The following is a 16,526-nucleotide window of genomic DNA, read 5'->3' as shown; positions in this document are numbered from 1 at the left end:
GACATCAATCACTGATAGTTGGAATATTATAGAGTAGGAATTACTCAAGAAGATGAATAAGTACGACGTAGTGGTAGTAGGTGGCGGTCATGCCGGGTGTGAAGCAGCTACAGCTGCAGCACGTCTTGGTGCAAGCACGCTACTTATAACTCACAAAATTTCAACTATAGGAGAGATGTCTTGTAATCCAGCAATTGGAGGAGTTGCAAAGGGTGTTGTAGTTAGAGAAGTAGACGCTCTTGATGGAATAATGGGGAGAGCTATCGACCGAGCAAGCATACACTCGGTCGTTTTAAATGGCAGCAGAGGCGCAGCAGTATGGGGCCCACGTGCACAAGCAGACCGAAAATTATACAAAAAAGCAATACAGGAAATTATTCTAAATTATAACAACTTGACAGTAAAAGAAGAGTCAGTTGACGATTTTCTTATCGAAAGTGATAGCAATGGAGAATCTTATATAAAAGCTGTAATAACAGACTCAGGTGAACGTATACTGACAAGCAGAGTTGTTTTGACTACAGGGACTTTTTTACGTGGTGTGATTCATATAGGAGAGCAAACAACTCCTTCTGGAAGAATAGGAGATAAATCTGCAATAGAGCTTGCAAACACGCTAAAGAAGTATGATTTTAAACTGGGCAGGTTACGTACCGGAACTCCACCGAGGCTTGATCGTGGCACTATAAACTGGTCGGTATTACAAGAACAAGTGGGTGACAATCCACCTACACCATTTTCTTATCTTACAGAGAAAATTAACCAGCCTCAGGTTTCATGTTTTATTACTCATACTAATGAACATACACACAGAGTAATTCGAGAGAATCTTCACAGATCAGCTTCTTCATATTTAGATAACGTTATTGCACCAAGATACTGCCCATCAATTGAAACTAAAGTTAAAAAATTTGCAGAAAAAAATAATCACCAAATATTTCTAGAACCAGAAGGGATTGATGATAACACTGTATATCCAAATGGAATTTCAAATTCATTGCCCATCGAAGTGCAGTATGAAATGACAAAGAGTATAAAAGGGCTTGAAAATGCAGAAATATTAAGACCTGGATATGCAGTTGAATACGATTATATCGATCCACGAGAGCTATTTCATACTCTTGAAACTAAGAAAGTTAAAGGACTATATTTTGCTGGTCAAATTAATGGTACCACTGGATATGAAGAAGCAGCTGGGCAGGGAATTATTGCCGGAATCAATGCAGCACTCTCTTTATCTCAAAAAAGTTTTGTTCTTCATCGTACAGACTCATATATCGGTGTAATGATAGACGACTTGGTCACTAAGGGAATTGCCGAGCCTTACAGATTATTTACCTCGCGTGCAGAATATAGACTGGCAATCAGGTCAGATAATGCAGATAGAAGATTGACACAAAAAGGTTATGACATCTCTCTTGTGTCGCATGAGAGATACTCTGTTTTGCAGGGTAAACTTAAATCCATTAAGCAACTTGAGGAGAAATTAGAGAGCCTAACAATTACTCCTGAGCAGCTCAGGTCCTATGGCATTAAAATATCTTATGATGGAATAAGAAAAACAGCATTAGATTTGCTCGGTTATCCAAATATTGACTGGAATAAATTACGAGAAATATGGCCAGAGTTAAACATGGGTTCCAGTGTCAGCTACTTGCATAACGCCAAAGCACCTCTTCCTGTCATCCAAGTAGCTGACACTGGGATCCAGTACTTGAATGATGATGGAATGGATGCAGTTGACACTGAAAAAAATGTAGATTCCAGCGTCATGTGCTGGAATAACACTATAACTGATAGCATAGCCAAGAATGAAATATATGAAGCAGTTGCAATTGAAGCAAAATACAAGCCTTATTTAGTAAGACAAGAAGCAGATATGAAGTTTCTACAAGAGGAAGTTAATACTCAAATTCCAACTAATTTCAACTACTCACAGATTAAAGGCTTGTCAACTGAAGTGATAGAGAAGTTGCAATCAATAAAACCAGCAACAATTGGCATTGCAAAGCAAATACAGGGCATCACTCCAGCAGCAATAGTTAGCATATTAGTGTACCTTAGGAATAAGAAAACGAAAATAGCTGCTAATTCTGCGTAAGGTATTCCATGTCAAAAATCGAAGAATTTCGCTCTTTTATGCACGAAATAAATGTTGATGCATTTATGTTGCATACTAAAGACGAGTATTTAAATGAATATTCAAAAGAGTTAGCAGAGTTATGTGGCTTCACGGGAACAAATGGGCTACTTATCGTTACAAAGAGTAATAAGTGCCCATTTTTTACAGATGGACGCTATATCACACAAGCTCGCAGTCAGCTCGATCAGGGCAGTTTTCGAGTATATAATATACAAGAAGAGGATCCACACAAATGGGTAAAAGCAAACTTAACATTGACTACCTCACTGGGTTACTATCCGCAATATTTTACTATGAAGGACATAAGAAAATATGAAGGCATTTGTAAACTAGTACCATACTTAATTAAAAAAGATAGTAGTCATAAAGCACAAACAATAGTCTCACATGTATCTGGTGAGAGTAGTAAGGATAAATGTGAAAGAGTAGCTAAAAACATAGAGGCTGAAGCAGTGCTTCTGACTGATCCAAATTCAATTTCGTGGTTATTAAATTTAAGAAATGAAAGTGCTGAATATACTCCTTGTATATTGGGTCGTGCTATATTGTATAAAAATGCCAATGTTGATTTATTTATTCAAGATAAAGAACATTCAACTATAGAAGCAAATTTTGATAACCATATAAATGTTTTTGATATTAGTGAGCTAGAAAATTCACTACATAAGTTAAATTTGGTGGTGATAGATCCAAGCACGACTCCAATGAGCATTATGAATGCAATAGATCCCTTGTATAACCATTATTTAAATGAAAAATCAGCTTCGGTGTCATTCCAGTGCTTGACCAGAAATAAAAAAGCATGGATCCCAGTGTCAAGCACTGGGATGACAATAAGTAATGAAAGAGGTCTAATAGAAAATAAGCAGATAATTGAGAAGGAGGATCCTTGTTTGATTCACAAAGCAGTAAAAAATCAAACTGAAATAACTGGAGCTATAAGTGCGCACATCAAAGATGGAGTAGCAGTTATAAATTTTCTATATTGGCTTGAAAACAATATTGACAGTGAAATTACTGAGCTTGAAGCTGAAGAAAAAGTTTTAGAATACAGAAAAGAGCAGAATTTGTTTAAGCAACCGAGTTTTCCAACAATTTCAGCATTCAACGAGAATGGAGCAATCATTCATTACCGTGCAAGCAATAAGACAAATAAAGTCATTCAAGAAGATGGGCTGTATTTAATTGACTCTGGTGGTCAGTACCTTGATGGCACAACCGATGTTACAAGAACTATAGCAGTTGGCAATCCAACTAATGAGCAAAGGGCTCATTACACAATAGTACTAAAAGCTCACATTTCGATAGCAAGTGCAGTCTTTCTCCCTGTCACCACTGGTGGGGAATTGGACATATTAGCGCGTATACATTTATGGAAATTTGGAATGGATTACATGCACGGTACAGGACATGGAGTAGGAAGTTACCTTTCGGTACACGAAGGACCGCAAGCAATATCAAGAGGAAATAAAGTGGAACTCATTCCAGGCATGATACTTTCTAACGAGCCTGGTTATTATATTCCAGGAAAGTATGGAATAAGAATTGAGAATCTGATGTATATTGAAAGGCGAGAAAACGTCTTTTTAAGCTTTAAACAATTGACCTCTGTTCCTTATGATAAAAAGCTAATAGATATACAAATGCTTACTGAAGATGAAGTTAAATGGATAAATAGCTATCACCAATTTGTTTATAAAAATATAGAAAATGGCATAAAAGATAAGGAATGGTTAAAGAGAGTATGTGAACCTTTAAAATAGTTAATTTGTCATTTAATCAAGTATTAATATAGTTGTTCTTGTATTGTTTTTAATTAAAAACAATATATAATATTAGTTTCAAATAGGTGTAATTATGACAGATAAAGTGCAAGATGATGAATTTATGAAGCAGTACATGGATACTTGCAAAGAGCAAATAGAAAAATTGGCAAGCGACCCTAATTTGCTTCAACAGACCTTAAAGCCATTCATGCAAATGTCTCAGCAACTTATGGCTGGCGGTATGCTAGAAGGAAATATGACTAGCATGATACCTGATATGGGTGGTATGGATATCAACAAGATGATTGCTCAGATGAAGGAAATGTATGATTACATAAAGAGTAATCACAAAGAACTCATGAAAAAAGATGCTTCACAAATTCAAGAGCTTGATGAAGCTAGTAAGAGATTGAGGGGCTTGGTCAAGAAATTGATAGAGAAAGTTGAAGCTAAGTAGTATTTATTCATATCAAAGACCTATAGCAGTAGTGAGGTCTTGTTCCTCAAATTTAGTATTACCATAGAGTTAAATATAAACATAAAGGGATGAAGAGATGATTGAACTACAAAGCCAAGAAATTTGCCCAAATGGAAATAAGAAAAATTTGATTATTTTTTTTCATGGTTGGGGCTCAAGTGGCGATAATTTCGTGCATCTTGCTAAAGTTATGAGCAAGTTTTTGCCTGATTCATATTTAGTAGTTCCCAATGCTCCATTTGAAAGAGAAATAGGTGATGGTTATCAGTGGTTTAGTTTAGAGGATCGTAGTGAGGAAGCACTATATAATGGGGTGAAAAATGCTGAATCAATTGTAAATCATTTTATTGGTACAAAATTAAAGGAGCTTAATTTAAAAGATACTCAGCTTTCTTTAGTTGGATTTTCTCAAGGGGCAATGCTTGCAATGCATGTAGCTCTTACCCGGCTTCAGTCTTGTGCATCGGTTGTTGCATATTCTGGTAGGTTTCTTTCACCTTCAAAAATTGCACCGGAGATCAAATCAAAACCCAGCATATGTGTTATTCATGGTGACGCTGATGATGTGGTACCTTTTTCTTCCCTTGATTTAGCGGTTAAAGCTCTGAAAGAAAATGGAGTAAACGCTCAAGGATACCCAATTCATGGATTAGGCCATATTATTAATGAAGAAGGAATAAGGTTAGGGGTTGAGTTTATCAAGAAGAATTTTGGAAATTAATTTCCATGCACTTGTTTTGCTTTGGTTACGGATATGTAGCTAAATTTCTATCGAAAAAATTGCTAAATTTAGGCTGGAAAGTTAACGGTACATCAAGAAATAAAGATATACAACTTTTTGATTATGAAAAGGTTGATCAAGATCTGCTTAAAAGCGTAACGCATGTTTTAGTTTCTATTCCTCCAGACGGCGATGATGTTATGGAGAGATACGGTCATTGTCTGGAGAATATTAAATGGCTTGGTTATCTGTCTGCAACTAATGTTTATGGTGACCACTGTGGTAATTGGGTGAATGAGGAATCTGAAACAAAGCCTATAGAAATTAGAGGAGAAAAGCGCCTTGAGTCTGAAAAGAAGTGGCTAAGTAGCAAATTGCCTGTACATATTTTTCGTTTGGCTGGGATATATGGTCCTGGTAGAAATGCGCTAATTGACCTGCAGCTTGGCAAAGCAAGAAATGTGAAAAAAATTTTTTCTCGTGTTCATGTTGAAGATATATCGAATATTTTATTTTCTTCCATGCAAAATATAAAGCCTTATGAGATATACAATTGTGCAGATGATTTACCTGCTACGCAATCTGAAGTGGTCACGTATGCAGCCGAGCTTCTCAATATTAGCCCTCCAGAGCCAGTTGAGATTTCTTCCGTACCAAATTACGCACGGGGTTTTTATTTAGGGTCAAAAAAAGTAAGCAATACTAAAATTAAAAAAGATCTTGGTGTCTCTCTAGTTTATCCTGATTACAAGGTGGGTTTAAAGAGTTTGTATATATTAGAATAGAGAAAATAGATTGCCAGATGCAAAAATTTTTCTTGAATGTTCCTTGTTTCGATGTAATACCACTAGGCATACTATTATATAGAGGTAAATATGTTCAGCACTCAATCGCTCCCGGTTGAAAATATTCTATTACATCAAGCCGCTTATAATGGTAACATAAATGAAGTTAGGTTATTACTTAATGTAAAAACTGATATCAATATCAAGGATAAAAAAGGATTTACAGCCTTGCATTTTGCTGTTTATTCAGGACATTTAGACGTAGTAAAGTTACTAATCAGTAAAGAAGCTAATATTCATGCAAGAACTACTAAAGGCAGTACAGTTTTACACTTTGCTGTTGTAGCTAAAAGCAAAGCTGTAGTAGAGGAGTTAATTAAAGCGGGAGCTGATCCCAATATAAAAGACTGTACTGATGGTAAGACACCTTTACATATTGCTGCTCAAAATGGACTTGTAGAAGTTGTAAAGGTGTTACTTAATACTCAAGAAATTGAGATTGATGCTAAAGACAATGAATTTGGTATAACAGCTCTGTACTTAGCCTCTCAGAACGGACATACTGAAATAGTTGAACTATTAATTAGCATAAAAAATGCTGATGTTAACATAGTAGATAAAAAAATAATGTCACACCCTTGTATCTAGCTGCTCAGAATGGGCATGCAGCAGTAGTTAAGTTGCTTCTTGATAATGGTGCTAAAGTCAATGGCTGTGATACCAGTATGAATCCTTTGTGTGTAGCTATTGATAATGGCCATGACGAGGTAGCTCAATTATTACTTAGTGTAGAAGGGGTGGATGTCAATATTGGCAATCAGCTTGGCAATACACCTCTACATATAGCAGCTATGAAAGGTAATGAAAAAATGGCAAGATTACTGCTAGAAAAAGGTGCTGATCCTAATATTAAAAACCTTTCAGGAGATACTTCCTTACAAGCTGCTGAATACGTAAGAAAAATTAGCTGGCATGATAATCCTCCAAACGCTAATTCTGGATTAAAAAGAGAATAGAAAAGTCAGGAGAGTAGGGTAAACTCAACAAATAGAAAAAAATAGATGAGGTTACCCATGGAAGATATAACAAAACTGTTTTGTCTGGTCGATGATTTTTGCAGAGATATAGAGAAAAATTTTGCAGATAAACTACTGCCAAACGGTAAAAACCCACAAGAGTGCCAGAAATTACACATTCGGAAATTATCACAATAATCCTCCTGTATCAGCAATCTCCCTGTGAAAATTTTAAGGCTTTCTACCTGCATTACCTAACATCGCTCTACAAATCAGAGTTTTCGAAGTTGCCTTCATACACTAGGTTTGTTGCTCTAAAGCCCAGGGTTTTGTGGCATTTAGCCATGCTATTACAGTGCCTTTGCGGATGGTCAGAACTTACTGGAATCTCATACATAGATACAACTCCTATTGCAGTTTGCCATGCAAAAAGAATATCAAGAAATAAGGTTTTTGCTGGAATTGCAAAATTAAGCAAGAGTACATATGGCTGGTTTTTCGGCTTTAAACTACATTTGATAATTAACGAGAAAGGTGAAATTCAAGCTTTTACGCTTACAAGAGGTAATGTTGACGATAGAGAGCCTGTAGCAAACCTAACTAAGAAATTAACCGGTCTTTTGTTTGGTGATAAAGGCTATATTAAAAAAGAGCTTTTCCAAGAGTTGTTTAACCGCGGTTTGAAACTTGTTACCAAGGTGAAAAAGGGGATGAAAAACGCATTAATTTCACTACATGAAAAGATTTTGCTGAGAAAAAGGTCGATCATTGAGACGATTTTTGGCTACCTCAAAAATAGACTTGAAATTGAACATACTCGCCATAGATCTCCCGTTAATTTCTTGGTTCACATCTTTTCTACTCTCATTTCCTATTCCTTGAAATCCAAAAAGCCTTCCATTTCCTATACTTTCTTCCTTCCTTAATCCAGAATTAGCGTTCCAAATGTACAAGGAGGATTCTTCGTGTTATACCAAATTCCATTACTAATCGAACAAATAAGAAACATTACAAACTCGTTTAATAGTAGCACTGGAAATACTGACAATAAAACTACACAGAACATCTTCAAGTAAGCCTATGGTATCGTAGACTCTGTTGCGTAAAGTATTGTGTTTGATATATTGCCACAACCTCTCAACAGGATTCAGTTCTGGTGAATAAGGAGGCAAGTATATAATGGTAATGTTTTTCTGAATTTTCAAACTTTTTGATCTATGCCAGCCTGCACAATCCATTACAAGAAAGGCTTTTTTCGTGCCTAAATCTTTCGACATCTGCTCCAGAAATATATTCATACAATCAGTGTTTACATATGGAGCAAGTAGGCTAATTTTCTTACCACTTCTTGGATTTACCGCACTGTAGATATAGAAATTTTGTCTACCAATTTTCATTTTAACCTGCGTTCTGACCCCTTTTTTAAACCATCCGTGTCCGATTTTTGAATGAGTTCCAAATCGTGATTCATCAAAAAAATACCTCCTTTTCAGGGTGGGAATTGACTATTTTATTGAAGTATTTTTTAAACTCTTCTTGCTTGTTTTTATCTTGTTTATGGTGAATTGGCCTCGGTGTTATATAAGAAAACTTCATCCTTTGTATCTCACGATGCACTGTTGATTTGCTAATGTTTAGGCCAAATTCCTCTGAGATTTTTATTTGCACTTCCTTAATAGTAATATTTGGATTTCTTTCTACCCATATTTCAATTTGCTCACGTTGATTTTTGTTTAATTTGCTTTTTCTTCGCCGCTGAGAAGGGGAAAATAATTTTTCTACTCTACCAAATTTTAGATGCTTTATCCATTCAGTCAAAGCAGTCCTTGAAATTTTACATATTCTTGCCACAGCGCTTATACTACTTTCTTTTCCTGCTATCACCGCTTGTAACTTTTTTGAAACATATGCGTTATTTCTGACCTTTTTTAACATTTCTTTCGCCAAATTTACAACTTTTTCGTCTAACAGTTTTGACCTTAATGCCATTATACCTCTCTATTTTATCTACTCTAGTATCACTTCTTTCCCATTATTGTCTATCTGTTCTTTACATAGTGGGAATTGGTATAATAGCATGGCTAAATGCCACAAAACCCTGGGCTTTAGAGCAACAAACCTAGTGTATGAAGGCAACTTCGAAAACTCTGTTTGTAGAGCAATGTTAGGTAATGCAGGTAGAAAGCCTTAAAATTTTCACAGGGAGATTGCTGATACAGGAGGATTATTGTGATAATTTCCGAATGTGTAATTTCTGGCACTCTTGTGGGTTTTTACCGTTTGGCAGTAGTTTATCTGCAAAATTTTTCTCTATATCTCTGCAAAAATCATCGACCAGACAAAACAGTTTTGTTATATCTTCCATGGGTAACCTCATCTATTTTTTTCTATTTGTTGAGTTTACCCTACTCTCCTGACTTTTCTATTCTCTTTTTAATCCAGAATTAGCGTTTAAAGGAGTTGGTGCAGAAATTTTGTATCTGCCTCCATATTCTCCAGATTTCAACAAAATTGAGCATTATTGGTTTGCTATAAAAAACAGAGCCAGGAAAACATTCCTCTATTCGAATCCTTTCGTCGTGCTGTTGATTCTGCCTTCCTATGACCTGTTCGGACTATTATGAGAAATGCTATAGTTTGTGACATTGGCGTCCAGTTAAATTTACATGGATTCCAGTGTCACGCACTGGAATGACATTATGGAAGCTGTGATGAGAAGGAAGGAAGCACTAGAAAGAAATGGGTGTCAAGCACTGGGGTGACATTATGGGAACTGAGATACAAGAAAAGAAACACTTGTTTCACATGCAATCTGAATAGATACTCTCAGTGATGTAAATTCACTGTTACTCCATTTGTAACCCTCAAGGGTCCTTTTACTATGATCCTAACAATTCGTTTTCGATTTCTTTCTTAATTGTCTCAACAATCTTTTTATCAAGTTTATTTATTAAGGAATCATCAATACCTGTGATGTCATCTGGATTTTGTATCATTTTTTCAATAGCATCATCTATTTTTTTTACTCTTTTTTCATTAATTTCCTCAAATATAGGTTTAATTTTCACATAACCAGGAGCGCCCTTGCTATAATTTTTGCTGCTTTCGTTGATGCAGCCGCCAGCACCATATATTATATTAGTGTAGCTTTTACTACATTCTGGTACATTTTCATACTCAATCTTACCATTCCTTATGTATGCTATTTCATTATCCTCTCTAGAGTCTAACTTATCTCCTTTTACAACTTCTTCTTCTAGCTTTAAATTTTTCTCATGAATTATTGTATCTTTGTAATTCTTTCCCCCATAGGTTCTGTATGTACCTCCACCTGCAACAGTAATTAAATCTTTACAAATTGTTTCTGAAAGGTCTCTGCACATTTTTATTAAAGTAGGTCCCCCATCCTTGTTAGATTTATCATTTTCTTGTCCACCACCTCCTTCTGTTACTTTTACTTTAATATATGGATAACTAGGATTGACTCTCAGTTTAGCTTTAATGTAATCACCTGGCATTCCTAGTCTACTTACAGTAGACTGAGCTTTATCGGCTATATGACCAGCTTCACCACCTCCCCATGCTTCTATTTCAACGTAATCATACATTGACAGATCATCTGTATAGCCATCTCCAAGCTCATAAAGTTTTTGATCCCTGTTTTCAATCATCTGCTTCTTATGTTTCAATTGTGCTATTATTATTTCACGCAATCTCTTTTTTAAACCCTCTAAATCGAACCTACACAATTTATCAGCATAAAAAACTTCTGCTTTGTTTGCTTTAATTGGTTGATTTTTTAATTGTGTGCACTTTTGTATTTCACCTTTCTCGTTTTTTACTGTTTTACCATCCTTATCCTTGCAATCCACTTCTTCATATCTTAAGTAAAATAGTTTATCATTCTTATCTACATACTGTGTTGAGCGACTACATACTCCATCAAAGCAGAGGCAACCATCATCACCGTGATTACAGTTTTTTTCTTCATACTTTCCATCTGTTAACTCATATACTATTTTGCATTTGTCACAATTTTGTTTTGTATCTACCTCTTTATCCTCTTTTGCCATGCAGTTATCTCTAGACTTATTTTCAGCAGGAATGGAAATATATCCTTTTTTATTAAATATTATTTCATTCAGTGCATCTTGTGGCTTTGCTAAAACCTCAATTGTTTCGTTACAGGGAAAATAATAAAGCTGATCAGACTCCTTTGAATAAACAGTATTGTATTTATTGTATCTTGCCCCCATTGATTTTAGCGATATTAGCTTACTTTCTTTTTTAAGAACAAACTCCTCTGGTTCTGGTTGCCACCCAGAAAGGCAGAGCATTTTACTTTTAGAATTTTCTTTATATTTTATTTCTACTTTTGGATATCCTGAGCCATCTAGTTTGCACTTACCATTCTGAAGCTCTTTACATTCTGTTTCAATATCGGGAACATATCCATATTTTTCTAGAACTTCAAATTGCGAATTATTTTTTAATATACCTTCTATTACGCTATCGATGTCGCTTTTACTGTTACTGCTATCAGTTGTTTTTGCCACTATTGCTGGCTTTACTACTTTTAAAGGTAGATGGCCAACATATGTAGGAGAATTTTTATTAACATAAAAAGTACAGATGCCATTACTGTGAGTTCCACGTGCGTCATAAGTACAAACGTTCTCACTCATCTTCATTTTTACTTTTAGCGTATTTTCGCCTTTACCCTCATTAGGCTTTGGTATGCTCACTTCTTCAATCTTTGGAGCAGGTGGCGCTGGGAAGCAGCGAGCAGGAAGTTGTAATTTTCTTTTGGACTCTTCTCTCTCAGTGCCATAATATTCAGTGCAGAGCTGACCTTTTTTTCTATAAGTTTTAAAGTGATGGTGGGTATCTTTATCTGGAATAGAGTATGTAGCACTTTGAATGTTTTTATTACTTGAAATAACGCGTGGAAAAGGTAGCTCTCTTCTTTCTTTCAGCTCACCAATAATGACTCCAACTCTTGGATGGAAATAATCATTTTCTTCATTTGTTATAGGGACAATTCTAACTTGTGGTGGTGACATCGCAAGTTGTTCACAAAATGCAGGTGGGCCAGGTGCAAGTTGCACAGGGGCACACTTTACTTTTGTTTGATAGCATGTATCACAAGCTTTTTCCATCTCTCCAGGACGAAAAATATTTTCCCCAGAAAATACTCTAGAGCCCCATGAAGAAATTCCTGACATACAAGCCCCCTTTTGACTACAAGCGCATATTTTAGGGGCATTAGCAAATTTTACTTTTTCTTCATCAGTAACACCATCTGCCCATTCCCATCCAAGACCTTGGGCAATTTCTCCTCCAGCTTTTGTTTTATCTCCTTCCCAATCTATAAAAGCTGCTGCAGAAACTCCAGCTCCTGTACTCTGCGTTCCATATATCTGGCGGCAGAATGTTCCACTGGATAATATATAACAGTTGTCGTTCCCTTCGTAATCGCAGACCTTAATCTTTGGATCGAAGTAACCTTCTGGTCCCTGATTATTTACTGCTGTAACTTTAATAAATTGCAATAATTTTTCGTCAAAATCTAAATCGCTCCACTTGCCTTTAAAAAAATTCGCAATACCTTTTCCTGCTTTACTTCCTGTAGCTTCAATTTCAGTATTACTTTTTACAAATGTTGAACAATCAGCATATCCTTGATAAGAAGGACAAAATATCAAGGAGAATATCAATAAAAAATTAAGCTTTACATTTTTCATAGAACGCCGGTAACCACTTACTCACTTTTTCGCCTTTTTCCTTTATTGCTTCATACATATACTTTATAGTCTCTTTATTAGCTGAAAGTACATGTATTTCTTTCATATTCTTCAAATCTAGATTTAAAGTTACTAAACCTTTGTATTGCTTTATCAAAAATAAACCTTCCTGTGTTGGTGTTTGCAAAATGACATTCAGTTCCTCTTTCGACAGAGAAAATGCTTTCATGTATAACCTGTTTGCATTTATGTTCGGCATCAGGATTCTCGTATCGACATGCTTATCTAAATATTGAGTAAACTTGCTAGCAAATGCTAGGTTTAGGTTTTCAGTACTTAGAATTACTACAACATTTAACTTTGTCATTCTTTGCATCCAGTCGTCAAACTTTCCCTCTATAGGAAAAATATTACTTATCTCCCATGCTTCATCCAAAACAAGTATTGCAGGTGAGCCATCACATTTTGCTTCGAAAGAGTATAAGAAATAGTAAAGTATCACGGACATACATTCTTTTTGCTTAGTGAGATTTGCAGTATTGAGGGATATAGTTTTTGTTCCCCAGTCAATATCTGACTCATCACCATCTTGGAATAAGTAAGCAAATTCACCTTCACCACACCATTTACTTATTTTGCCTCCAAGAAGTAAAAGCACTTCAGAAATTTGAGAAATAGATCGCGATTCTTTTGGTATAGCAAATATAGAATCTACAATTTTTTTTGTCTTTTCTTCTACGTCTACCAAACTTGCATCTGCAACCATCCTTTTGATCAATTCAACAAGCATATTACGATTAGAAGCACTATCTTCAATGTTCAGTGGGTTAAATTTTAGACTTTTATCTTTATATTTTGGATCAATTATGTAATATTGGCCGCTTACTGCTTTAGTAAATATTATTGATTTTCCAGTATTATCCAATATAACAATCCTAGGGTTAAATTTTCTTGATTCCGAAAGTAAGAAATTGATCAGTGAGGTTCTACCTGAATTTGGAGCTCCAAGTATTGTGGTATGACCATTATTTTTCTTTCCATGAAAGTTAAAAAAGTAAGGACTGCCTTTTTTTGAAAAAAAAACTGTTACTGCTTCTTTCCATCTTCCTCCTTTTAACGTACCTGATGTAAAATCATGCAACATAGCAAAGCTGCAAGCATATTTTTCTAATATATTTTTTGGTTGTGTAACAAAAGCAAAGTTTCCAGGAAGCTGTGCCCAAAAATGATTTTCCATGTGCAGATCAGTTCTAAACATCATCAACCCGATTAACGACATTACAGAGGATAAATCGCTGATATTTTTAGCTAACCTATTCTTATCATCTGCAAAGATTGTAACAATAATTTTCTGTTGACAAAAATCCATAGCAGAAATTTTTTCAAGCTCTATTATTTCATTTATTCCTGAGTTTTGAAGTAAGGTATTGTCCTCACTGATTTGCAGTATATTAATTTGTTTTTTGAATTCTTTTACTGCTTTATTATTACTAGTAAATATTATTATTTCTGTGATGATAAGTTCAGAATCAAGTTGCAAACACCTATCTATATTTTCTAAGGGGATTTCTCGATATTCCTTTATGCAAAAAATAGAACCAAACTTCTGTTGACCTTCAAACGATGTTTGAAATTTATTGAAACCAAAAGCTACTTTTAAATTTTTAACATGCTGCGATAGATCCCTTTCACATATTGGATAATCTTTGTGTGTTAATGTAATAATGTAATGGAGAAATTCCATCATTTGAGAATATATTTTGCCTTCACTAGACCTAAGGCCCAGTTTTTTAGCTCCAAAAGGTTCTAAATCTTTTTGAATCAGGTCAGTTATTTTTTGTAATTCTTGATGATTTTTTTGTAAAAATAACTTGTGCCTATTCTTTATCCTGCCAAAAAAAAATGCATTATTAATATGTTTGCCAAAATCACTAAGTAACACCACAATGTATAACTCATTTATATACTGTAGTTTACTATCAACTAGTTTATTAAACCACGTTGAGTGTAGCTGATCGGAAAAGTCTGCAGTTTTATTCCACTGTAAGCTCAGTTTATTGCGCTTACGGACAGTGTGAATCCAAACTGTAAAATATAAACTCTGGATATTTTTTGATATACTTTTTCTAATTTCAGTTCTAAGATCACCATAGTTATCAACTGAAGAATAGTCTTCTAACTTGATTATTTTTAACAATTCCCCCTGTTTTGTTAGTATAGTTTCTTCATCGTAGTGGCAAGCATAAGGGATAAAATCTAAATTAATACTTTCTAGTAACGCTAAATTGTTCTTTTTTGCAGAATTAGAGCTAGTGGCCGGTACTTTTGGTTGCATACAACATTATGTGTATTCAATAAAAAGATAATTAAAAAACATAAAAATACTATCTTAATTTTTATCTTTTTTTTCGCTGTTGGGCTGTAATTTTATATCTTTTGCAAAATTGAATTTTTCTTTCAAGTAATCTGTTACTTTTTCTGTACTTCCAAACATCATGATCAGTACACCAAGCAGTATCATGAAGAAAATTAGACCTCTGAACACTACTGCAAGTATCACTGTAGCTATACATAACCCTATAATTGTCGAAGGATTCATATTTTCCATAGTATCTTTAACTGAAAATGAAGAAATAAGTTCTTTCAACGTTCCTGGTATATTTTTCAATTCATCACTTGCTTTGCTAGAACATGACATGAAGATAAAACTTAACAGGGCTACAATAGCAAAAACTCTACCCAATTGAATACGCATCAGCTAAATACCTTTAAGATACTCCTTAACTGTAACAATTTTTACATCAATAGGCAAGAACCGAATTCACTTGCTCACCATAAGTAACTCATATTTAACTTTTATCACTGTGTTAGCCCTTTATTATCAACAAGAGGACTCACACTAATGGATATCAATTTACTTGACAGAATATTTGAACACAATTCAGCAGCAGCTGTAGCAAACACTGCAGACACCACAAACAGTCCTGCTCCTACTAATCCTGATGTCATTGCTCCTGCAACAATGCACCCTCTTGCTAAGAGAGCAGAACTTGTTACAAGTGCGACGTGAAGATTTTTGTTTTTGATTTTACTATTATTTTAATAATTATTGGATTGCATTGTATCTTTTACCTTACTGCCTGTCACTGAGATCACACAATGAGGCCCTTCTTCAGTCTTCTTATAATGTTTAGAAGGGGATCTTCTTCCGCTTGGGCCTTGTTTTGTTCGGATATGCTAATTTTGTTTTTCCTTCATCTTCTAGTTGCAAACTATTATCTTTCTCAGCAGGGTTTAATTTTAAGTGTACACTTTCCTCAGATGAAATGCTTGTTACTGAAGTTAAGCTGTTCCTTCTGCTACTTGATGCCAAGCTAGATGAATTTATTCCACTATCTAAGTCATTCTTTAAATCTTTACAATCAATCGAAAGGTCAGATTGACTAGATAAACCATTCAATTGCGATTGTTCTGATGTAGGAGTTGTTAAATCACCATAATAACCTGAACTTCTCAAGGTATTATATGTTCCAGAGATTCCTGTTCCACCGACACCCTTGCCTACAGAATCCTTTTCCAGAAGATTAATACCTGAATTTTTGGGAATTTCAACTTCACCAGAAAGACTTTGTTTGTTAAATAGTTCCATAGCATTACCTTGTCTATCTTTTTGATTTTGAATAACGCTACTAGAATGATTTTTGTCACTACTTTTATTAATAATCCTTGAAATTATTCCTAATATTTTTCCTCTTCTTGTTGGTGATCCTTGTGATTGTTCTATTTCATTCTTATACCAATTCCCACTATGTAAAGAACAGATAGACAATAATGGGAAAGAAGTGATACTAGAGTAGATAAAATAGAGAGGTA

General features: G+C 34.9%; 13 protein-coding genes and 3 pseudogenes. 10 read left to right on the top strand and 6 right to left on the bottom strand.

Going from position 1 to position 16,526, the window contains the following annotated elements; translation table 11 throughout:
* Positions 1–52 precede the first annotated feature (52 nt).
* The 8 genes and pseudogenes from mnmG to O1Q06_RS04470 all read left to right on the top strand — a co-directional run bounded on the left by mnmG (position 53) and on the right by O1Q06_RS04470 (position 7,835).
* On the top strand, positions 53–2,101 hold the full coding sequence (mnmG, locus tag O1Q06_RS04505; protein ID WP_410542214.1) for a tRNA uridine-5-carboxymethylaminomethyl(34) synthesis enzyme MnmG: 2,049 nt from the start codon (positions 53–55) through the stop codon (positions 2,099–2,101).
* 8 nt (positions 2,102–2,109) lie between these two features.
* Positions 2,110–3,906: a M24 family metallopeptidase gene (locus O1Q06_RS04500; RefSeq protein WP_410542213.1), complete on the top strand. Its 1,797-nt coding sequence runs from the start codon at positions 2,110–2,112 to the stop codon at positions 3,904–3,906.
* Positions 3,907–4,000: 94 nt separating this feature from the next.
* Positions 4,001–4,366: a hypothetical protein gene (locus O1Q06_RS04495; RefSeq protein WP_410542212.1), complete on the top strand. Its 366-nt coding sequence runs from the start codon at positions 4,001–4,003 to the stop codon at positions 4,364–4,366.
* A 97-nt stretch (positions 4,367–4,463) separates the two neighbouring features.
* Positions 4,464–5,108, top strand: coding sequence for an alpha/beta hydrolase (locus tag O1Q06_RS04490; protein ID WP_410542211.1), 645 nt, complete (start codon positions 4,464–4,466; stop codon positions 5,106–5,108).
* A 5-nt stretch (positions 5,109–5,113) separates the two neighbouring features.
* Entirely contained in the window at positions 5,114–5,893 is a 780-nt protein-coding gene (locus O1Q06_RS04485) for an SDR family oxidoreductase (RefSeq protein ID WP_007302062.1), read from the top strand.
* 90 nt (positions 5,894–5,983) lie between these two features.
* The gene (locus O1Q06_RS04480; RefSeq protein ID WP_410542210.1) at positions 5,984–6,541 is read left to right on the top strand and encodes an ankyrin repeat domain-containing protein; all 558 of its coding nucleotides are present in this window, start codon (positions 5,984–5,986) and stop codon (positions 6,539–6,541) included.
* Positions 6,532–6,909, top strand: a complete 378-nt coding sequence (locus O1Q06_RS04475; RefSeq protein ID WP_410542209.1) for an ankyrin repeat domain-containing protein — start codon at positions 6,532–6,534, stop codon at positions 6,907–6,909. Before O1Q06_RS04480 ends, O1Q06_RS04475 begins: the two co-directional genes overlap by 10 nt.
* 57 nt (positions 6,910–6,966) lie before the next feature.
* A pseudogene (locus O1Q06_RS04470) lies at positions 6,967–7,835 on the top strand (IS982 family transposase).
* Between the two features lie 60 nt (positions 7,836–7,895).
* On the opposite strand, the gene O1Q06_RS04465 reads toward O1Q06_RS04470, so the two are convergent.
* Positions 7,896–8,898, bottom strand: a protein-coding gene (locus O1Q06_RS04465; protein WP_410542208.1) for an IS630-like element ISWpi10 family transposase whose coding sequence is annotated in 2 segments (ribosomal slippage) — positions 7,896–8,387 and positions 8,389–8,898 — 1,002 coding nt in all. Because the reading frame shifts where the segments join, the coding sequence is not laid out codon by codon here.
* 72 nt (positions 8,899–8,970) lie between these two features.
* Positions 8,971–9,274, bottom strand: a pseudogene (locus O1Q06_RS04460) (IS982 family transposase); the annotation flags it as partial.
* 103 nt (positions 9,275–9,377) lie between these two features.
* Here O1Q06_RS04460 and O1Q06_RS04455 point away from each other — a divergent pair.
* Positions 9,378–9,533, top strand: a pseudogene (locus O1Q06_RS04455) (transposase); the annotation flags it as partial.
* Positions 9,534–9,788: 255 nt separating this feature from the next.
* Here the strand turns inward: O1Q06_RS04455 and O1Q06_RS04450 are convergent.
* The 3 genes from O1Q06_RS04450 to O1Q06_RS04440 are packed head-to-tail and all read right to left on the bottom strand — an operon-like array spanning position 9,789 to position 15,408.
* On the bottom strand, positions 9,789–12,653 hold the full coding sequence (locus tag O1Q06_RS04450) for a hypothetical protein (RefSeq protein WP_410542207.1): 2,865 nt from the start codon (positions 12,651–12,653) through the stop codon (positions 9,789–9,791).
* Positions 12,634–14,988, bottom strand: a complete 2,355-nt coding sequence (locus tag O1Q06_RS04445; RefSeq protein WP_410542206.1) for a type VI secretion protein — start codon at positions 14,986–14,988, stop codon at positions 12,634–12,636. The genes O1Q06_RS04450 and O1Q06_RS04445 overlap by 20 nt, the downstream gene beginning before the upstream one ends.
* 54 nt (positions 14,989–15,042) lie before the next feature.
* A complete protein-coding gene (locus O1Q06_RS04440; RefSeq protein ID WP_410542205.1) occupies positions 15,043–15,408 on the bottom strand; it encodes a hypothetical protein in 366 nt (121 codons plus the stop codon).
* Between the two features lie 147 nt (positions 15,409–15,555).
* Here O1Q06_RS04440 and O1Q06_RS04435 point away from each other — a divergent pair, with 147 nt between their 5' ends.
* Positions 15,556–15,723: a hypothetical protein gene (locus O1Q06_RS04435; protein WP_410542204.1), complete on the top strand. Its 168-nt coding sequence runs from the start codon at positions 15,556–15,558 to the stop codon at positions 15,721–15,723.
* Positions 15,724–15,843: 120 nt separating this feature from the next.
* Here O1Q06_RS04435 and O1Q06_RS04430 read toward each other — a convergent pair whose 3' ends face one another.
* Positions 15,844–16,482 (bottom strand): hypothetical protein, encoded by a 639-nt coding sequence (locus O1Q06_RS04430; protein ID WP_410542203.1) that lies wholly within the window; start codon positions 16,480–16,482, stop codon positions 15,844–15,846.
* Positions 16,483–16,526: the final 44 nt, after the last annotated feature.

Source organism: Wolbachia endosymbiont of Tetranychus urticae, from assembly GCF_046529255.1.
Taxonomy (GTDB): Bacteria; Pseudomonadota; Alphaproteobacteria; order Rickettsiales; family Anaplasmataceae; genus Wolbachia.
Note: the sequence above shows the minus strand (reverse complement) of the source record. Positions and strands in the feature narration are given on the sequence as shown.

What these genes read in the sequence shown, in the direction of transcription:
- O1Q06_RS04490 (WP_410542211.1), top strand. Translation starts at nt 4,464, where the DNA reads ATGATTGAACTACAAAGCCAAGAAATTTGCCCAAATGGAAATAAGAAA.
- O1Q06_RS04500 (WP_410542213.1), top strand. Translation starts at nt 2,110, where the DNA reads ATGTCAAAAATCGAAGAATTTCGCTCTTTTATGCACGAAATAAATGTT.
- O1Q06_RS04485 (WP_007302062.1), top strand. Translation starts at nt 5,114, where the DNA reads ATGCACTTGTTTTGCTTTGGTTACGGATATGTAGCTAAATTTCTATCG.
- O1Q06_RS04440 (WP_410542205.1), bottom strand. Translation starts at nt 15,408, where the DNA reads ATGCGTATTCAATTGGGTAGAGTTTTTGCTATTGTAGCCCTGTTAAGT.
- O1Q06_RS04480 (WP_410542210.1), top strand. Translation starts at nt 5,984, where the DNA reads ATGTTCAGCACTCAATCGCTCCCGGTTGAAAATATTCTATTACATCAA.
- O1Q06_RS04495 (WP_410542212.1), top strand. Translation starts at nt 4,001, where the DNA reads ATGACAGATAAAGTGCAAGATGATGAATTTATGAAGCAGTACATGGAT.
- O1Q06_RS04450 (WP_410542207.1), bottom strand. Translation starts at nt 12,653, where the DNA reads ATGAAAAATGTAAAGCTTAATTTTTTATTGATATTCTCCTTGATATTT.
- O1Q06_RS04435 (WP_410542204.1), top strand. Translation starts at nt 15,556, where the DNA reads ATGGATATCAATTTACTTGACAGAATATTTGAACACAATTCAGCAGCA.
- mnmG (WP_410542214.1), top strand. Translation starts at nt 53, where the DNA reads ATGAATAAGTACGACGTAGTGGTAGTAGGTGGCGGTCATGCCGGGTGT.
- O1Q06_RS04445 (WP_410542206.1), bottom strand. Translation starts at nt 14,988, where the DNA reads ATGCAACCAAAAGTACCGGCCACTAGCTCTAATTCTGCAAAAAAGAAC.